Raw genomic sequence first — 16229 nt, forward strand, 5'->3', positions numbered from 1 at the left:
TGAGATGATCAGAATATCGTCACAGCAGGTTTTCTCCGGTGGCATCAACCGCCTCCAGGACCTTAATGTTGGTCTGAACAAAACCTCTGAGCAAATATCCACCGGCAAGCGGGTGAATCGGCCTTCCGATGATCCCGTGGCGGCAGCCCGCATTCTCAAGCTCGATCAGGAACTGGCGCGCGTAGATACCTATCAGCGCAATGCTCAACTGGCCGATAATCGCCTCAAGCAGGAAGAGAATGCCCTGGCCAGTTCCATTGATGTGATTCAGCGGGTGAGGGAACTGACCGTCCAGGCCGGTAACGGCTCGCTGAGCCAGAATGACCGTAATTCCATTGCTTCGGAGTTGAAGGAGCGGTTGGATCAACTGGCCACAATCGCCAACACCAAAGACGCCTCCGGTGAGTATATTTTCAGCGGCTTTCAGGGCAATCAGCAGGCGTTCACAAAGAATGTGTCCGGGGATTGGGTGTACCGCGGAGATGAGGGCCAACGTGTGCTGGAAATCGATGACGGTGTCACCGTTCCGATCAGCGACCACGGCAAAGGTATCTTTGTAGATGTGCAGGCAGCCGAACCCACGTTCTTTGCTGAGGCGTCGTCCTCCAATACCTCTGGGGCGCGGATCAGCTCCGGAATGGTGGTGGACAGAGCTGAGTTCGACCTGGTGTATCCGGATGATATTGCGATCTCCGTGGTAGATGACGGTGCCGGCGGCCTAGAAGTGCAGGCTTTTAACCGGCAAACGGACGCCCCCCTGGTTGTGGATCCGCCTGCGTATACCAGTGGTGGAAGTTTTGAGGTGGCCGGTGCTCAGGTGGAGATCTTTGATGCTGCCATCGGTGACGAGTTCACATTGAAGACGGCCCAGAAACAGTCGGCGTTTACGTCCATTGAAAAACTGATCTATGGCCTTGAGAACATCGATAAGTCGGCACCTGGCGGTCAGGATGCCTACGATGACCTGATTGGCAATTCCCTGACCAATCTGGACTTTGCCCAGGAAAGCATTATCAAGAAACAGACTGAGTTGGGTGGGCGAATGAATGCGGTGGAATCCACCCAGTCTTTCCTGGAAGACTCTTCGGTTTACAGTAACGAAATCCGCTCACAACTGCAGGATGTGGACTATGCCGAAGCAATCAGTAACCTGAGCTTCCAGAGCTTCGTGTTGCAGGCTGCGCAGCAGTCATTTGCCCAGGTTTCGCGCCTGTCGTTGTTTGATCGTTTATAAAAAAAGGCCGCCGGAACAAGGAAGTCCGGCGCTTGTTATTGCTTTCAGAGTAAACCTCAGTATAATCCCCACCACTCTCCGATGGCGGCGTGGTGAAATTGGTAGACACGACGGATTCAAAATCCGTTGGGGTAAAACCCGTGGCGGTTCGAGTCCGCCCGCCGCTACCACTTACAAGCCGCTCAATGCGGTGTCGTGAACAGTCCATTCGATGAACGTCTCCGATTTCCACTTTGATCTGCCGGATGAACTCATTGCCCGGTATCCGCTCAAAGAGCGCACTGCATCTCGTCTGTTGAGCCTGAACGGCTTGTCCGGTGACATTGACCACCTACAGTTCACTGATCTTCCCGACCTGCTACAGCCGGGTGATTTGCTGGTCTTCAATGACACGCGAGTGATTCCCGCGCGCCTGTTTGGACGCAAGGAAACCGGTGGCCAGGTGGAAGTTCTGGTCGAACGGGTGCTCGGTGAACACGAGATCCTGGCCCACGTCAGGGCGTCCAAGGCCCTGAAACCCGGTCAGAAAATACTGCTTGAAGACGGCACCGCGCTACAAATGACGGGGCGCGACGACGCACTGTTTCGCCTGATCTGTGACAGCGATGAGGAGGTGCTGGATGTGCTGGAACGCATTGGTCACATGCCTTTGCCACCCTATGTGGACCGCCCCGATGAGTCTTCGGATCGCGAGCGTTACCAGACGGTGTACGCCCGGGAGGCTGGAGCTGTTGCGGCTCCAACGGCAGGGCTGCACTTTGATGAGTCTATGCTGGAACGCCTGAAAGCCCAGGGTGTGGACGTTGCCTGGGTAACCCTTCATGTGGGCGCAGGTACTTTCCAGCCGGTACGTGTGGATCGTATAGAGGACCATGTGATGCACAGCGAAGTGGCCCATGTGCCCGAGCAGACGGTCGACGCTGTGAATCGCGCCCGTGCCCGCGGTGGCCGGGTGGTGGCGGTGGGTACCACTTCGGTACGCTCGCTTGAGTCGGCTACCCGTGGCGGAGTGTTGCGGTCTTTCCGGGGTGAAACTGACATTTTTATTCATCCCGGTTACCGTTTTCAGGCTGTGGATGCCATGGTGACCAACTTCCATTTGCCTGAGTCTACTTTGATCATGCTGGTCAGCGCGTTTGCCGGATACAACAATGTTATGGCTGCCTACGCCGAAGCCGTGCGGGAGAAGTACCGTTTCTTCAGCTATGGCGATGCCATGTTTATTACGGGCCAGGAGCCCAGCCTCGGTATGCTGAAAGGGCATGTTGGGGAAACCAGTCAGAAAGCGGAGTGAAATCGTGAGCCAGTCCTGTTTCATGTCGTTTGAAAAGCTCGGTGAAGACGGCCGTGCCCGCCGGGGTCGGCTGACATTCCCGCGCGGAACCGTGGAAACGCCGGCGTTCATGCCGGTTGGAACCTACGGTACCGTGAAGGGGATGTTGCCTCGGGATATCAAGGAGATTGGGGCCGAGATCATTCTTGGTAATACGTTCCACCTGATGCACCGGCCAGGTACTGAGGTAGTGAAAGCCCATGGGGATCTCCATGATTTCACGCAGTGGCATGGCCCGATCCTTACCGATTCCGGCGGGTTCCAGGTGTTCAGTCTGGGTGAGATGCGCAAGATAACCGAAGAGGGCGTCACCTTCCGCTCTCCGGTTGATGGTTCACCGGTCAAGCTCAACCCCGAGATCGCCATGCAGGTCCAGCGTGACCTGGGCTCGGATATTGTGATGATCTTCGATGAGTGCACGCCATACCCCGCGACTGAAAAGGAAGCGAGGGAATCCATGGAGATGTCCTTGCGCTGGGCTGATCGGAGTAAGCAGGCTCACGAGGGTAATCCTGCGGCACTGTTCGGCATTGTGCAGGGCGGTATGTATGAGTCCCTGAGGGATCGTTCTCTGGACGGGCTGACCGAGATCGGGTTTGATGGCTATGCCATCGGTGGTCTGTCGGTGGGTGAGCCCAAAGAGGATATGATTCGTATCCTGGATCACTTGCCGCCCCGTATGCCGGCGGACAAACCCCGTTACCTGATGGGCGTCGGGCGGCCAGAAGATATTGTGGAGGCCGTTCGTCGCGGTGTGGACATGTTTGACTGTGTCATGCCAACCCGGAACGCCCGCAATGGCTACCTGTTTACCTCCACCGGGATCGTGAAAATCCGTAACGCGAAGAACCGTCACGATACCGGGCCTCTGGACGAGCGGTGTGACTGTTACACCTGCGAGAACTTTTCGAGAAGTTATCTGCATCATCTCGATAAGTGTGGAGAAATGCTTGGCTCCCAGTTGAATACAATCCACAACCTGAGGTTCTACCAGAACCTGATGGCTGGATTGCGTGGCGCTATTGAAGCAGGTACATTGTCGGACTTTATCAGCGACTTCTACGCCCGTCGGGGGGAGACTGTGCCGCCGCTGGCGGACTGACGACTTTCGTTTAAGCGGGCCGAAATCACATTTGAACAGTTATCTGAAACCACGGAGATATTGAATGAAATCGATCAAGCTGCTTGTAGCTGCACTCGTTGCCCTTATGCCTTCTCTGGCTTTGGCTCAGGATCCCGGTGCTCAGGGCATGGGTGTTATGGGCCAGGTTATCTTTTTCGCCGGCTTCATCCTGATTTTCTACTTCCTGATCTGGCGTCCGCAGTCCAAGCGTGCGAAAGAGCACAAGAACCTGATGTCCGGTCTGAACAAAGGTGATGAAGTCGTTACCTCCGGCGGCGTTGCCGGTCGCATCACCAAAGTGACTGACGATTTCATCGTGGTTGAAGTTGCCGATAACGTTGAGATCAAGGTTCAGAAAGTAGCCGTTGCTGCTGCGCTGCCCAAAGGCACTCTGAAAGATATCTGAGCTGGCTAATAGGAACCCCATGCTGAACAAGTACCCGCTCTGGAAAAACCTGATTATCCTGATTGCCCTGGTGATCGGGTTTGTCTATGCATTACCCAACCTGTTTCCTGACGATCACGCCGTACAGATTACCGGTGCAAGAAGCAGTACCGAGATAAATGAAAGGGTCCTCAATCGCGCCGTTGAGGTCCTCCAGTCTGAAGGGATTGAGATCAAAGGCAGTAGTCTGAGGGATCGTAACGGGTTGATCCGGGTACTGAATGGCGAGGATCAGCTTAAGGCACGCCCGATTGTGCAGAATGCCCTGGGCAGGGACTACCTCGTAGCCCTGAACATGGCGCCGTCCACGCCGGATTGGCTGCGTAGTCTTGGGGCGGGTCCGATGAAGCTGGGCCTGGATCTTCGCGGTGGCGTGCACTTCCTGCTGGAAGTGGATATGGAAACCGCCGTTGAGCAGCGTCTTGAGGCCTTGTCCGGGCAGATCAAGCGGGAGCTTCGGGACGAGCGGATTCGATACCGGGGTGGTGATCTGGAAGGTCGGGAAATCATCCTGAGCTTCCGTGATGAAGGCGCGCGCAGCGAAGCCTTTGCCCTGGTCCGCGATCAGTACAACCAGTTCCTGCTGGATGAGCAGACCGATGGTGAAGAATTCAAGCTGGTTCTGTCCCTGTCCGAACAGGAAGTGAAGTCCATTCAGGACTACGCCCTGGAGCAGAACCTGACCACGATCCGGAACCGTGTAAACGAACTGGGTGTGGCAGAGCCGTTGGTCCAACGCCAGGGTTCCGATCGCATCATCGTCGAACTGCCGGGCGTACAGGATACCGCCCAGGCGAAACGTGTCCTGGGGGCGACAGCCAACCTGGAGTTCCGTCTGGAGGCAAGGCAGGATGCGCCGGCTGCCGAAACCGAAGTCTTCCCGTTTCGTGATCAGCCACAACGTACTGCCCGTCTTGAACGGGAAATCATCGTAACGGGTAATAATGTATCCAATGCCCAGCAGGCATTCGATGAAAATGGCCAGCCGCAGGTTAACATCACCATGGATTCGGTGGGTGGGGACCTGATGAACCGGGCGACGCGTAATGCGATCAAGCGTCGGATGGCGGTCCTGTTTATTGAGTACCGTACCGAGACCGAGGAAAAAGTGGTCGATGGTAAGGTTCAGACGGTAGAGAACCGGGTGGTCGAGAAGGGTATTATCAGTCTCGCAACCATTCAGTCCGCTCTTGGAAGCAGCTTCCGCATCACCGGTCTGGATTCCATTCCTGAGGCATCGGAACTTGCCCTGTTGCTGCGCGCAGGCTCTCTGGCCGCGCCGATGTATTTCGTACAGGAACGGACTATTGGTCCCAGCCTTGGTCAGAAGAACATCGATGCCGGCATGATGTCCGTTGCCCTGGGTTTTGCGCTGGTATTGATCTACATGGCGTTCTACTACCGGGGCTTTGGCCTGATTGCCAACGTTGCTCTCACGCTTAACCTGATGATGTTGGTCGCCTGCATGTCGATCCTGTCCGCGACGCTGACATTGCCGGGTATCGCCGGTATTGTCCTGACGGTCGGTATGGCGGTAGACGCCAACGTACTGATCTTTGAGCGTATCAGGGAAGAGCTGAAAGCCGGGGTGCCTCCGCAGTCAGCGATTAACGCCGGTTATTCCAGGGCCTTCGTGTCCATTGTTGATGCCAACATCACGACGTTGTTGGTGGCGGTCATCCTGTTTGCCATGGGCTCTGGCCCGGTGAAAGGCTTCGCCGTCACGCTGTCTCTGGGTATTCTCACGTCGATGTTCTCGGGACTGATGGTCAGCCGCAGCATCGTGAATTTCGTTTACGGTGGTCGCAAGATTCAGAAGTTGTCGATCGGGGGGAAGCTGGCTAATGTCTGATACGCGGAAACAGCCAATTGATTTCATGGGCGTGCGGAAGATTGCTTCCGTCGTCTCCATTGCACTGATTGTTGTCTCCATTGCCCTTCTGGCCACCCGTGGACTTAACCTGGGCATGGACTTTACCGGCGGTACGTCGGTTGAGCTGGAGTACCAGGAAGCCCCGGTGCTGGATGATATCCGCAATCAGCTGACGGATGCCGGCTACAGTAATTTCGTGGTGCAGAACTTCGGTGCCGACACCACGGTACTGATCCGGATGCGCGAATCCGGAAACGACAAGCTTGGCCGGGAAGTGGTAGGCGCGTTGACCAGTGGTGGCGCTGAGCTCGAGCTTGTGAGTTCGGAGTTCGTTGGCTCGCAGGTCGGTGAGGAACTGAGAGAAGACAGTGGCCTGGGACTGCTGCTGGCACTGGCTGTGGTGTTGATCTATGTTGGCATGCGCTTCCAGTTCAAGTTCGGGATTGCCTCCGTGCTACCCCTGGCTCACGATGTGATTATCGTGCTGGGTGTGTTTGCGCTGTTCCAGTGGACGTTCGACCTGTCGGTGCTGGCAGCCTTGCTGGCGGTGATTGGTTACTCCCTGAACGATACCATCGTGGTGGCAGACCGAATTCGGGAAAACTTCCGAAAGATGAGGGAGGGGGATTCCTGGCACATCATTAACGAATCCATCCATCAGACCATCAGCCGTACCATCAATACCTCCGGTACCACGTTGGTTGTGTTGTTGGCGCTGTACTTCTTTGGTGGCGAAGCCATCAACAACTTTTCCCTCGCATTGATGATTGGTGTGGTTGTCGGTACTTATTCGTCGATTTATGTATCCGCCAATATGTTGATGGTTCTGAACATTTCTCGTGAAGACCTGATGGTTCCCGCGAAGGAAGGTGTTGCAGGCGAGGAAGAGGAAGAGCAGCCACCGGAGTGGCTCAACCGGATGTAATTGCTGGTCAGTCTGTCGTCGGATTACGGCTTCGCCTAATCCGACCTACGTTAGGGGTGCCAGTATCCAGTAGGTTGGATTGGGCCCGAAGGGCCGTAATCCAACAAGAGGCGGGCACACAGCCCAAAGCGTACTTTCTAACAAAAAAGCCGCAGCCCCTTAGGGTTGCGGCTTTTTTCGTTACGCTTGAACGTCATAGCTTAGCGGGGCAGGCGCCCGCGAAATGGGTGGAGCACTTTCAGTACTTCTCGGAACAACTTGGGATTGGCTACGACCAGTTGGCGAGCCTTTTCAGTGGACGGGTTGCCGGAAAAGTCACCGGTCAAAGCGCCGGACTCCATGGCCAGCATCACGCCGATGTCCAGATCCGCTGCTTCCGGTTTGAAAACAATGGCGGCATCCAGGTGGCCTGCGGATACGCGTGCAATGTCCAGGGCTACACATCCCGATGTGCGGAACATGCCTGACTCCCTGGCAATCACGGAGGCCATTTCACCCCACAGCAGGGGATCATCGCCAGTGCGCGCCTGGTCCAGCAGATTGCTGCAAACAGCAGCTTGCTGGGTGTGCTTGATTTCGCTGGTGCGTACCCGGCGGCTGTTCAGTGCTGCACCGTGGCCACGGCTGGCGGAGTACTCTTCGCCGGTAATCGGGTTGACCAGCAACAGGTTTTCCGCCCGGTTGTTCTTTTTCTGGACCAGTGCCAGGGCAAAGTCCGGAATGCCGCGCAGGAAATTGTCACGCCCCAGGAGCGGGAAAATATGCCAGCTCTTCTCGCTGCCGTTGGCGTCTGATTCGCCCATGGGTGCGATGGTGTGGTCTTTGTAGGCTTTCTCGAGCTGTTCCGTGAAGTTGTCGTAAATAGACGTTTCAACACGTTCCAGTTGGCCGCGGCGGTCGGACGTGTCCTTGCCGCTGGGTTCCTGGCGCTCGAAATGTGCTTTCAGATAGTCAGACCCCTGACGCGCTACGCGCAGAGCCATTTTAATTGCTGGTTGCATCTGAGTGATCATTATCCGGGTGTGTGAAGGTCGCGTATGATAGCAAAATATAGCCCCGCTTGTATGTTTTTTGCCTTAGCAATGTCACGGATAGCGCACGGTTTCGGGATGTCCGGAGAGGCAAGGCCGAAGGAAAATCTGCTATCATTGCCAACCCAAAATCATAGATAGAGACCATGCCCCATGCATAAGCCTGCACTTCCCCAGGAAGGCAACGACACGTTTCAGGATCAGATTCGGATAGTTCTGGTGGAGACCTCCCACTCAGGGAATATTGGGGCAGTGGCACGTGCCATGAAGAATATGGGGTTGGGCAACCTCTGGCTGGTCAATCCGACGTCGTTTCCCGACGAGACATCCTACGCGCGATCGTCCGGGGCGTCCGATGTTCTGGATAATGCACAGGTGGTGTCCTCGCTGGATGAGGCCATTACCGATTGCGTGCTGGTGATGGGTACCAGCGCCAGGGGTCGTAAGGTGCCCTGGCCGGTTATTGCGCCACCGGATGCGGCCAGAAAGGCATCAGAGCATGCACCGGCTGGCCCGGTTGCGCTGGTGTTTGGTCGGGAGAATCATGGGCTCAGCAACGAAGAGTTGCAGCGATGTCACTTCCATATCCATATTCCGTCCAATCCGGATTACAGTTCCCTGAATCTGGCGATGGCCGTTCAGGTTGTCTGTTACGAATTGCGCATGAATTACCTGCGCGGCCTTGAAGGAGGCGAGGGCAGCCCCTATCTAAAAGCCATGACTGCGCCGGGGGATGCCGGCTGGGATGTGCCTCCCGCACCGGTGAATGATGTGGAAGGGTTCTTCAGTCACCTTGAACAGGTACTTGTGGATATTGACTTTCATCGCCGGGAAAATCCGCGACAGCTGATGACCCGTTTGCGCCGTTTGTTTCAGAGGGCCAGACTGGATCAGATGGAAATCAATATTCTCAGGGGGATTCTGACGGCGGTGCAGAAGTCGTCAACAGGTAAAGCGCCCACTGGGAATGCATCGGAGGCCGATGAAGCCGCCACTGGCCAGGAATAAAGATCATGTTTGAGCGATTAAGGGAAGATATTGGCAGCGTGTTCCATCGGGATCCTGCCGCCAGAAATACGTTTGAAGTGTTGACCAATTATCCGGGGCTGCATGCGCTGCTTTTTCACCGGTTTTCCCACTGGTTGTGGAACCTGGGGCTGAAATGGCTGGCGCGCACCATCTCGACCATTGCCCGTTGGCTCACCGGTGTTGAAATACACCCGGGGGCAACCATTGGTCGCCGATTCTTTATTGACCACGGAATGGGTGTGGTGATCGGCGAAACAGCGGTGATTGGTGATGACGTTACCCTGTATCAGGGCGTGACTCTGGGCGGAACCAGCTGGAACAAGGGTAAGCGCCACCCCACTATCGGTAACGGCGTTGTCGTGGGTGCCGGGGCAAAAATTCTCGGTCCCTTTGAGGTTGGGGAAGGGGCGAAAGTAGGCTCCAACTCTGTAGTCACCAAGGCTGTGCCCGCAGGTGCTACCGTTGTCGGGATACCGGGCCGGGTGATCGTGAAGCGTAAGCCTGCTGACGAGGGTGACGACGTACGCCGCAAGGAAATGGAAGAGCGTATGGGCTTCGACGCCTATGGCGTGACCGAGGAGATGCCGGATCCTGTCGCCCGGGCCATGCGCAGTTTGCTGGACCATATGCACGCTGTGGATGACCGCATCGAGAACATGTGTAAAGCGCTGCGTAAGGTCAACAGTGAGTACCAGAATGGTGAGTTGCCTCCGTTGCATGAAGAGGATTTTGACTGTGTCCGGGACGATCAGCCCGAGGATAAGTGAATACTTGACTGTTTTGGTGGGTCAATTCATACTCGGCGCTGTGAATTCTGATTCATTCCCTTGTCGGGGCTGAGACTATGAAACTGACCACCAAAGGCCGCTATGCCGTTACGGCGATGCTGGATCTGGCCCTTCACGGGGATCAGGGGCCGGTCAGTCTTGCGGACATATCAGCCCGGCAGGAAATCTCCCTCTCGTATCTTGAGCAACTGTTTTCCCGTCTGCGCAGGCACAAACTGGTCGTTAGTATCCGGGGGCCGGGCGGTGGTTATCGCCTGAGTCGTGATGCTGGGTCCGTGTTCATTGCCGAGGTGGTTGATGCGGTCAGCGAGTCTCTCGACACAACGCGGTGTGGGAATAAGGGCGATTGCCAGAATGGCGAGAAATGCCTGACTCACCACCTTTGGTCGGACCTGAGCGATCAGATCCACCAGTTTCTCAGTGAGATCAGTCTTGCTGACCTGATGAAAAAACGGGAAATCCAGATGGTGGCGGATCGACAGGATCGCCGCCAGTCCGATTCTGATGACTCCCAGACGATCAACACCGAGCGCCTGACAGAGCAGACGCCGGCCTGAACCCAATTAATCTGATACCACTATGAAGAAGCCCGTCTATCTGGATTACGCGGCGACGACGCCCGTTGATCCTGCTGTTGCTGAAGAGATGGTCAAGTACCTGACTCTTGATGGAGTATTCGGAAATCCCGCCTCCCGCTCCCACGCCTATGGCTGGCAAGCCGAAGCCGCAGTTGAGAATGCCCGCAAGCAGGTGGCCGGGCTGATTCATGCCGACCCCCGGGAAATCGTCTGGACTTCCGGCGCGACGGAGTCTGACAACCTGGCCATCAAAGGTGCCGTGTCCGGAAAGCATGGAGCCCATGTCATCACGTCTACGATTGAGCATAAAGCGGTGCTGGATGCCTGCAAGTGGCTCGAGGGGCAGGGCGTTGAAGTGACCTGGCTGAATCCTCAACTGGATGGCCGCATTGATCCGGCGCAGGTCGAGGAGGCCATTCGGCCGGAAACCGTGCTCGTCAGCCTTATGATGGTGAACAACGAGCTTGGTTGTGTAACCGACATCGCCGCCATCGGTGACCGACTGCGACAGCGCGGAATATTGTTTCATGTTGATGCGGCCCAGGCGGCCGGCAAGATGCCCGTGAATGTGGCAGCAATGCCGGTTGATCTGTTGTCGCTGTCTGGCCACAAAGTTTATGGCCCCAAAGGCGTTGGGGCTTTGTATGTCCGCCGTTCTCCGGACGTAAAAATTGATGCCCAGATTCACGGTGGTGGGCACGAGCGTGGCATGCGCTCCGGCACCTTGCCGACTCACCAGATTGTCGGCATGGGTGCTGCGTTTGCCCGGGCCGCGGATCTGCTGGATGAGGATATGGCAACGCTGGAGGCCCTGAGGTCCCGTTTCCTGGATGGTCTTTCCTCGCTGGAAGGCGTGTCTTTCAATGGCAGCACCGATGCGCGGGTGCCGGGAATCATGAATCTGTCGTTTGCCGGTGTTGACGCGGAATCCCTGATGCTTGGCTTGCGGGAGCTGGCTGTGTCTTCGGGATCGGCCTGTGCATCGGCGACCATCGAGCCCTCGTTTGTACTTCGTGGAATCGGGCTCGATGACGAACAGGCCCACCGCGCCCTGCGATTCTCGCTTGGGCGGTTCACCACGGAAGAAGAAGTTGACTTTGCGACGTCACAAATCATTGAAGTTGTTGGGCGTCTCCGTTCCGTGCGGTAGGCAGTAGCCTCCGGACTGCGTATAATCCCAACCCTGAATTTTTAACCTGAACCCATACTGGAGAAATGACATGGCAAACGAGCGCACGCTCTCGATTATCAAGCCCGACGCAGTAGCAAAGAATGTGATCGGTGAAATTTATACCCGTTTTGAGAAAGCCGGTCTTAACATCGTTGCTGCCAAGATGATGCACCTGACTCAGGAGCAGGCTGAAGGCTTCTACGCTGAGCACAAAGAGCGTCCTTTCTTCAACGACCTGGTTGCTTTCATGACCTCCGGCCCCGCCGTGGTTCAGGTTCTGGAAGGCGAAGGCGCCATCCTGAAGAACCGTGACCTGATGGGCGCGACCAACCCGAAAGAAGCCGAAGCCGGCACCATCCGTGCTGACTTCGCGGCGTCTATTGACGCTAATGCCGTACACGGTTCCGACTCTGCCGCTTCCGCAGAGCGTGAAATCGCGTACTTTTTCAATGACAGCGAAATCTGCCCGCGCGGTTGATTTGGCTGCCGAAGCGGGGGATGTTCTCCCGCTTCGGATTGGTTATCTGATCGAGGTTATGAAATGACAGCGGCCGCTGAAAAAACCAACCTGCTGGGGATGCCGAAAGCCAAGATGGAGGCTTTCTTTGAAACCCTGGGGGAAAAGCGTTTCCGTGCCACCCAGGTGCTGCAGTGGATTCACCAGCGGGGTGCTGATGACTTCGATCAAATGACCAATATGAGCAAGGTCCTGCGGGAAAAGCTCAAGGAAGTTGCCGAAATTCGCGGGCCGGAAGTCGTCTACGATGAGACCTCCAAAGACGGTACCCGCAAGTGGGTGATGCGCATGGACAACGGCAACAGCGTTGAAACCGTGCTGATTCCCGACGGCGAGCGTGGCACCCTGTGTGTTTCCTCCCAGATTGGTTGCAGCCTTGACTGTACCTTTTGTTCGACCGGCAAACGTGGCTTCAACCGCAACCTGACCGCCGCCGAGATCATCGGCCAGGTCTGGGTAGCCCGGAAAGCATTCATGCCGTTCGAGCCTGGTCCGGATCGCCCCATCACCAACGTGGTGATGATGGGGATGGGGGAGCCCCTGCTGAACTTCGAGAACGTTGTCGATGCCATGAACCTGATGATGGAGGATCTGGCTTATGGGATCTCCAAGCGTCGCGTGACCGTCAGCACCTCCGGTGTGGTGCCTGCCCTTGATCGTCTGGGCGAAGTTACAGATGTTTCACTGGCCATTTCGCTTCATGCCCCTAATGATGAACTGCGTAACCAATTGGTGCCATTAAATAAAAAGTACCCGATCGCGGAGTTGCTGGCAGCGACGCAGCGGTACCTGGCCCGGTTACCGGACAAGCGTAAAGCTACTATCGAGTACACGGTGATCGAAGGAATGAATGATCAGCCTGAGCACGCCCGTGAACTTGCGAAGATTCTTCGCGGACTGCCCTGCAAGATTAACCTCATTCCTTTTAATCCGTTCCCGGAGAGTGACTTCCGTCGCCCTAAAATGTCGGCGACGCGGCGGTTTCAGAACATTCTGAATGAAGCCGGTTATATCGCGACCGTGCGCACCACACGGGGAGATGATATCGACGCCGCGTGTGGACAGCTGGTGGGGCGGGTCGAGGATCGAACCAAGCGTAGCCAGCGTTACATAGCCGTTCAGCAGGTTAACCCCTGACTGCATTGATACGAACAGACAACGTAAGGAATAGAGCACCGTGGCATTTACTCCAGTGAATCGTGTCCGAGCTGTGTTGGCCGTCGTACTGGTGATGTTCCTTGTCTCAGGTTGTGTCACGGTTTCCGACAGTCGTTTCTCCCGTGAAGAGGACCGCGACAAAGCGGTTCACAATTATGTACAGCTCGCTACGGCGTATATCGCTCAGGGCAATCTGGACCGCGCTGAGAAGCATCTTGAGCGTGCGCTGACATTGTCTCCGGACGATGCGGGCGCGCTCTCTGCCATGGGGTTACTGCTCAATAACGACGGCGAGCCGGAGTTGGCTGAACAATCCTTCCGTAAGGCTCTGTCCAATGACGGGGACTACACGCGGGGGCGGGTTTATTACGGTGCCTTTCTTTATGGTGAGCAGCGTTTCGAGGATGCCCGTGACCAGTTCCTGACGGCATCGAAGAACACCAAATATGATGACCGGGCCTCGGTTTTCTTTAACCTGGGCATGAGTGAAGAGCGCCTGAATAACAATGACGCAGCGATTGAGGCCTACCGTCGATCGGTGGAATTGTCGAGAGGGGATGCGAAATCCCTGTTGGCGTTGTCCCGAACCCTGGTGAAAGAGGGAGACTATTCAGCTGCCTCCCGTCATTACGACCGCCTGATCAGACTTATGCAACAGAACCCCAGGTATCGGCATTCTCCTGAAAGCCTGATTACCGGTATCCGGATCGCCCGTTACTTTGACGAGCGGGATCGGGAATCCAGTCTTGCTCTCCAATTGAAGAACAACTTCCCGGAGTCAGTCGAATACCAACAATATAAGGTGCTGATTTCTAATGACCAGTGAAGAAAGCGCTCAACAGGCCGCCACCGGTGAGTCGGCCGGCAACCTGCTCAGGCAGGGCAGGGAAAAGAAAGGGCTGAGTGTATCGGACATTGCGGATGCACAGCATCTCCGGCCGGCCGTTATCCAGGCGATCGAAGATGGCGACTATCAGCAGATTGACAGCGAGCTTTTCCTGAAAGGCTATGTCAGGGCCTATGCAAAGCATGTGGGAATGGAAGCGGATTCAGTGGTTGCGGTCCTCGACAAGGAACTGGAACCTCTTCGCCTGAAGAGGGCCGAGGCGCTGGAAGCGAACCCCCTGGTTGATATTGAGCGCCGGCGCCGGCAGAAACGTCGTGTTGCAAAGATTCTGATTGTGCTCGTTGCTCTGCTGGTGGCCGCGTATCTGGTGTTCCGATTTGTTGACGACGGCTCGGGAGACACCGAGGCTACGCCGAATGGAGAGCAGGAGTCAGGCGCCGTTCAGGAACCGGAAGGCGGTCTCGCTGTCGATAATGAGACCGGAATATCTGCCGGGGACGTGGATCAGCCCGTGCTGGCCCCGGATTCCGGCGAGCCGGATGAAGTACCTGCGACAGACGTTGTCGAAGAAACGTCCTCCGTTCCGGAATCGGGTGGGGACGACACCGGGGCAGAAGTGCCGGTTACGACTGCCGATGACGCGGTATCTGTGAGTGAGCCGGAAGTAGTCGCGGAACCTGAGGTGACCAGTACCGCCGATCCCGCGTTGGCGGAGCGCTCCCCGGAAGCGGATGCCATTGGCACCGGTCGCCTCGAGGTGACGTTTTCCGGTGACTGCTGGGTTCGCGTTACGGACGCTGCGGGCATCAGGCTGGTAAGCTCCATTCAGCGGCAAGGGGACCGTATAGATGTCTCCGGACAGGTACCGTTGAATGTGGTGATCGGTGCTGTGGATGCGGTCGCTGACATCAGTTTCCAGGGCGAACCGGTTGATTTGTCGGATTATCCGGTGGTGAATAACCGTGCCCAGTTCACACTGGAAATCTGAACCTCCCGAACACACTAATGTTGGTTAGCACGAGATGAAACAGGAATCTCCGATTAAAAGACGTCAATCCCGTCAGATCATGGTGGGCAATGTGCCGGTAGGTGGTGATGCGCCGATTGCTGTTCAGAGCATGACCAATACCAACACTTGCGATGTGGATGCCACTGTTGGGCAGATTGAGGCATTGCAGGAAGCCGGGGCCGATATTGTCCGGGTTTCGGTGCCCAGCATGGAGGCCGCCGAAGCGTTTGGTCAGATTCGCTCCCGTGTTTCTCTGCCGCTGGTGGCGGACATCCACTTTGACCACAAGATTGCCCTGAGGGTCGCCGAGCTTGGCGTTGATTGCCTTCGAATCAATCCGGGGAACATTGGTCGTGAGGATCGCGTGAGCGCTGTCATAAACGCCGCGCGGGATCGTGGTATTCCGATCCGGATTGGCGTTAACGCGGGCTCCCTGGAAAAGAGTCTGCAACGCAAGTACGGTGAGCCGACGGCAGATGCACTGGTGGAATCCGCCATGCGTCATATCGATATCCTGGACCGTCACGATTTCCAGGACTTCAAGGTAAGCCTCAAAGCGTCGGAAGTCTTTATGACCGTGGAAGCCTATCGCAAGATCGCTTCCCAGATTGAGCAGCCGTTGCACCTTGGCATCACGGAAGCCGGTGGTTTTCGTTCCGGTACGGTCAAATCTTCCATCGGCCTTGGGATGCTGCTGATGGACGGTATAGGCGACACAATCCGGGTCTCCCTGGCTGCGGATCCGGTGCAGGAAATAAAGGTCGGCTTTGATATTCTGAAGAGCCTTCGCCTGCGCAGCCGCGGTATCAATTTTATCGCCTGCCCGAGCTGCTCCCGCCAGAACTTCGACGTTATCCAGACCATGAATGACCTGGAAGCCCGCCTGGAGGATGTGAATACCTCCATGGACGTGGCCATTATCGGCTGCATTGTGAATGGTCCCGGCGAAGCAAAAGTGGCGGATATCGGTTTGACGGGCGGTAGCCCAAAGAACCTGTTCTATATGGACGGAAAGCCGAACCAGAAGCTGGATAACTCGACCCTGACGGAGGACCTTGAGCGTCTGATCCGGGAAGAGGTCGCGCGTCGCAAGGAACAGGAAGACGCGATTATCGCCCGATCCGGTGAATAATCGGCTACCGTCCCATTCAATGATTCGAGATTAAGG

16 protein-coding genes and 1 tRNA gene are annotated in these 16229 nt (G+C 56.2%); 16 read left to right on the forward strand and 1 reads right to left on the reverse strand.

The genetic code is table 11. From position 1 onward, the window contains the following. The first annotated feature begins 4 nt into the window (after positions 1–4). The 7 genes from flgL (at position 5) to secF (ending at position 6933) form a co-directional block, all read left to right on the forward strand. The gene (flgL, locus tag MARLIPOL_RS06605) at positions 5–1234 is read left to right on the forward strand and encodes a flagellar hook-associated protein FlgL (protein ID WP_012137273.1); all 1230 of its coding nucleotides are present in this window, start codon (positions 5–7) and stop codon (positions 1232–1234) included. Between the two features lie 83 nt (positions 1235–1317). Further along, positions 1318–1404, forward strand: a tRNA-Leu gene (locus tag MARLIPOL_RS06610). Positions 1405–1445: 41 nt separating this feature from the next. Then, the gene (gene queA / locus MARLIPOL_RS06615; RefSeq protein WP_012137274.1) at positions 1446–2528 is read left to right on the forward strand and encodes a tRNA preQ1(34) S-adenosylmethionine ribosyltransferase-isomerase QueA; all 1083 of its coding nucleotides are present in this window, start codon (positions 1446–1448) and stop codon (positions 2526–2528) included. 22 nt (positions 2529–2550) lie between these two features. Then, positions 2551–3669 (forward strand): tRNA guanosine(34) transglycosylase Tgt, encoded by a 1119-nt coding sequence (tgt, locus tag MARLIPOL_RS06620; RefSeq protein ID WP_012137275.1) that lies wholly within the window; start codon positions 2551–2553, stop codon positions 3667–3669. Positions 3670–3733: 64 nt separating this feature from the next. Then, positions 3734–4096 carry a preprotein translocase subunit YajC gene (yajC, locus tag MARLIPOL_RS06625; RefSeq protein ID WP_012137276.1) on the forward strand — a complete coding sequence of 121 codons (363 nt, stop codon included), beginning with the start codon at positions 3734–3736 and terminating at the stop codon, positions 4094–4096. Between the two features lie 19 nt (positions 4097–4115). Then, complete coding sequence (gene secD, locus MARLIPOL_RS06630) at positions 4116–5987, forward strand: protein translocase subunit SecD (protein ID WP_012137277.1); 1872 nt, start codon at positions 4116–4118, stop codon at positions 5985–5987. Continuing rightward, complete coding sequence (secF, locus tag MARLIPOL_RS06635; protein WP_012137278.1) at positions 5980–6933, forward strand: protein translocase subunit SecF; 954 nt, start codon at positions 5980–5982, stop codon at positions 6931–6933. Before secD ends, secF begins: the two co-directional genes overlap by 8 nt. Before the next feature lie 200 nt (positions 6934–7133). Here the strand turns inward: secF and MARLIPOL_RS06640 are convergent, their stop codons facing one another. Next, a complete protein-coding gene (locus MARLIPOL_RS06640) occupies positions 7134–7934 on the reverse strand; it encodes an inositol monophosphatase family protein (RefSeq protein WP_012137279.1) in 801 nt (266 codons plus the stop codon). Positions 7935–8117: 183 nt separating this feature from the next. On the opposite strand from MARLIPOL_RS06640, the gene trmJ reads away from it, so the two are divergent. The 9 genes from trmJ (at position 8118) to ispG (ending at position 16193) form a co-directional block, all read left to right on the forward strand. Continuing rightward, positions 8118–8972 (forward strand): tRNA (cytosine(32)/uridine(32)-2'-O)-methyltransferase TrmJ, encoded by an 855-nt coding sequence (gene trmJ / locus MARLIPOL_RS06645; RefSeq protein WP_012137280.1) that lies wholly within the window; start codon positions 8118–8120, stop codon positions 8970–8972. 5 nt (positions 8973–8977) lie between these two features. Further along, entirely contained in the window at positions 8978–9760 is a 783-nt protein-coding gene (gene cysE, locus MARLIPOL_RS06650; protein ID WP_012137281.1) for a serine O-acetyltransferase, read from the forward strand. Positions 9761–9837: 77 nt separating this feature from the next. Beyond that, positions 9838–10338 carry a Fe-S cluster assembly transcriptional regulator IscR gene (gene iscR, locus MARLIPOL_RS06655; protein ID WP_012137282.1) on the forward strand — a complete coding sequence of 167 codons (501 nt, stop codon included), beginning with the start codon at positions 9838–9840 and terminating at the stop codon, positions 10336–10338. A 22-nt stretch (positions 10339–10360) separates the two neighbouring features. Beyond that, positions 10361–11509, forward strand: a complete 1149-nt coding sequence (locus MARLIPOL_RS06660) for an IscS subfamily cysteine desulfurase (protein ID WP_012137283.1) — start codon at positions 10361–10363, stop codon at positions 11507–11509. A gap of 70 nt (positions 11510–11579) precedes the next feature. Further along, on the forward strand, positions 11580–12008 hold the full coding sequence (ndk, locus tag MARLIPOL_RS06665) for a nucleoside-diphosphate kinase (RefSeq protein WP_012137284.1): 429 nt from the start codon (positions 11580–11582) through the stop codon (positions 12006–12008). A gap of 63 nt (positions 12009–12071) precedes the next feature. Beyond that, complete coding sequence (gene rlmN, locus MARLIPOL_RS06670; protein WP_012137285.1) at positions 12072–13184, forward strand: 23S rRNA (adenine(2503)-C(2))-methyltransferase RlmN; 1113 nt, start codon at positions 12072–12074, stop codon at positions 13182–13184. 94 nt (positions 13185–13278) lie between these two features. Continuing rightward, positions 13279–14031, forward strand: a complete 753-nt coding sequence (gene pilW, locus MARLIPOL_RS06675; protein WP_186008480.1) for a type IV pilus biogenesis/stability protein PilW — start codon at positions 13279–13281, stop codon at positions 14029–14031. Continuing rightward, positions 14021–15040: a RodZ domain-containing protein gene (locus MARLIPOL_RS06680; RefSeq protein ID WP_012137287.1), complete on the forward strand. Its 1020-nt coding sequence runs from the start codon at positions 14021–14023 to the stop codon at positions 15038–15040. Before pilW ends, MARLIPOL_RS06680 begins: the two co-directional genes overlap by 11 nt. Positions 15041–15074: 34 nt before the next feature. Next, entirely contained in the window at positions 15075–16193 is a 1119-nt protein-coding gene (gene ispG / locus MARLIPOL_RS06685) for a flavodoxin-dependent (E)-4-hydroxy-3-methylbut-2-enyl-diphosphate synthase (RefSeq protein ID WP_012137288.1), read from the forward strand. The last annotated feature ends 36 nt before the right edge of the window (positions 16194–16229 follow it).

It is taken from the genome of Marinobacter lipolyticus SM19, from assembly GCF_000397065.2.
Taxonomy (GTDB): Bacteria; Pseudomonadota; Gammaproteobacteria; order Pseudomonadales; family Oleiphilaceae; genus Marinobacter; species Marinobacter lipolyticus.

What these genes read in the sequence shown, in the direction of transcription:
- flgL (WP_012137273.1), top strand. Translation starts at nt 5, where the DNA reads ATGATCAGAATATCGTCACAGCAGGTTTTCTCCGGTGGCATCAACCGC.
- queA (WP_012137274.1), top strand. Translation starts at nt 1,446, where the DNA reads ATGAACGTCTCCGATTTCCACTTTGATCTGCCGGATGAACTCATTGCC.
- tgt (WP_012137275.1), top strand. Translation starts at nt 2,551, where the DNA reads ATGTCGTTTGAAAAGCTCGGTGAAGACGGCCGTGCCCGCCGGGGTCGG.
- yajC (WP_012137276.1), top strand. Translation starts at nt 3,734, where the DNA reads ATGAAATCGATCAAGCTGCTTGTAGCTGCACTCGTTGCCCTTATGCCT.
- secD (WP_012137277.1), top strand. Translation starts at nt 4,116, where the DNA reads ATGCTGAACAAGTACCCGCTCTGGAAAAACCTGATTATCCTGATTGCC.
- secF (WP_012137278.1), top strand. Translation starts at nt 5,980, where the DNA reads ATGTCTGATACGCGGAAACAGCCAATTGATTTCATGGGCGTGCGGAAG.
- MARLIPOL_RS06640 (WP_012137279.1), bottom strand. Translation starts at nt 7,934, where the DNA reads ATGCAACCAGCAATTAAAATGGCTCTGCGCGTAGCGCGTCAGGGGTCT.
- trmJ (WP_012137280.1), top strand. Translation starts at nt 8,118, where the DNA reads ATGCATAAGCCTGCACTTCCCCAGGAAGGCAACGACACGTTTCAGGAT.
- cysE (WP_012137281.1), top strand. Translation starts at nt 8,978, where the DNA reads ATGTTTGAGCGATTAAGGGAAGATATTGGCAGCGTGTTCCATCGGGAT.
- iscR (WP_012137282.1), top strand. Translation starts at nt 9,838, where the DNA reads ATGAAACTGACCACCAAAGGCCGCTATGCCGTTACGGCGATGCTGGAT.
- MARLIPOL_RS06660 (WP_012137283.1), top strand. Translation starts at nt 10,361, where the DNA reads ATGAAGAAGCCCGTCTATCTGGATTACGCGGCGACGACGCCCGTTGAT.
- ndk (WP_012137284.1), top strand. Translation starts at nt 11,580, where the DNA reads ATGGCAAACGAGCGCACGCTCTCGATTATCAAGCCCGACGCAGTAGCA.
- rlmN (WP_012137285.1), top strand. Translation starts at nt 12,072, where the DNA reads ATGACAGCGGCCGCTGAAAAAACCAACCTGCTGGGGATGCCGAAAGCC.
- pilW (WP_186008480.1), top strand. Translation starts at nt 13,279, where the DNA reads ATGTTCCTTGTCTCAGGTTGTGTCACGGTTTCCGACAGTCGTTTCTCC.
- MARLIPOL_RS06680 (WP_012137287.1), top strand. Translation starts at nt 14,021, where the DNA reads ATGACCAGTGAAGAAAGCGCTCAACAGGCCGCCACCGGTGAGTCGGCC.
- ispG (WP_012137288.1), top strand. Translation starts at nt 15,075, where the DNA reads ATGAAACAGGAATCTCCGATTAAAAGACGTCAATCCCGTCAGATCATG.